Source organism: Micromonospora yasonensis (genome assembly GCF_026013475.1).
GTDB classification, from domain to species: domain Bacteria; phylum Actinomycetota; class Actinomycetes; order Mycobacteriales; family Micromonosporaceae; genus Micromonospora; species Micromonospora yasonensis.
This window is the reverse complement of sequence record NZ_JAPDPH010000467.1, coordinates 1-1,036: the sequence shown is the minus strand read 5'-3', so window position 1 is coordinate 1,036 and position 1,036 is coordinate 1. Positions and strand designations below refer to the sequence as shown.

Genomic DNA, 1,036 nt, shown 5'->3' with positions numbered 1-1,036 from the left:
ATTTCGTGCGCAATTGGAAATTGGACGGTCGGTGGGGTCGGTCCGCGTAGGCGATGATCTTCCGGTGTCGATCCGGTGGGCTCGTCGTGTTTTCAGCCATCCCGCGTTCACCGGGATCTCCCGCCGGCATCTGCACCTGCTACGGACCGAGCTGTTCCCGATATGGCTGGCGGGTCGGGAAGGTCGCCTGCATGCCCGCCGCAGCGGCCAGCGGCGGCGGGCGGCCGGGGCCGGCCGCCGTCTGATCCTGCGGTTCACCGACCGGCTGACTATCACCCTTGCTCATCTACGGCTGGGCGTGCCGCACGAAGCCCTGGCGGCGGCGTTCGGGGTGGATCGCTCCACCGTGACTCGGGCGATCGGGCAGGTCCGACCGATGCTGGCCCGTCGAGGGGTCGCCCGCCCGCGCGGGATACGACTACACACCCTGGCCGACGTGTTCGCGTATGCCGCCGCGGAGGGTGTGACGCTGCGGCTGGATGCCACCGAGATCCGGGTCCGCCGCCCTCGGGCCGGCCGACCCGGGCGCAAGGCGTTCGTGTCCGGGAAGGTCAAGCAGAACACGATCAAGGCCACCGTCGTGGCCGACGAGTACGGCGCGACCCTGTGGTGCGGTGGGCACCGGCCGGGCCGGATGCACGACACCACCGCCGCCCGCGTTGAGGGCATCGATGCCCTGCTGGACGCGTACCCGCAGGGTGAAGGTCCTGGTCGACACCGGCTACCAAGGGCTCGCCAAGACCCACCCCGGCCAGGTCACAGCACCGCCGCTGAAACTCCGCCCTGGCGCACCACCGGCCCGGCAGGCCGCATGGGAAGCCGAACGTAAACACCAGTCGTCACAGCGCATCCCGGTCGAACACGCCATCGCGGAGCTGAAATGGTGGCGACAACTGCAGCGCTTCACCGGCCGCCGCGAACTGCTACCCGAGACCATCGACGCCGTCGCCGGCCTCGTGTCCGACCGCATGATCACCTGGTAGCCAGAACCGAATCATGGCACCTCACGGCCCTGCCCAATTGCGCACGAGATCGT

Annotated in this window: 1 protein-coding gene and 1 pseudogene; both read left to right on the top strand. The window is 69.2% G+C overall.

Annotated elements, in window-relative coordinates; genetic code table 11:
- Positions 1 to 31: 31 nt before the first annotated feature.
- A pseudogene (locus ONA70_RS37105) lies at positions 32 to 667 on the top strand (transposase family protein); the annotation flags it as partial.
- Between the two features lie 31 nt (positions 668 to 698).
- On the top strand, positions 699 to 983 hold the full coding sequence (locus ONA70_RS36375) for a hypothetical protein (protein WP_265011004.1): 285 nt from the start codon (positions 699 to 701) through the stop codon (positions 981 to 983).
- Positions 984 to 1,036 lie beyond the last annotated feature (53 nt).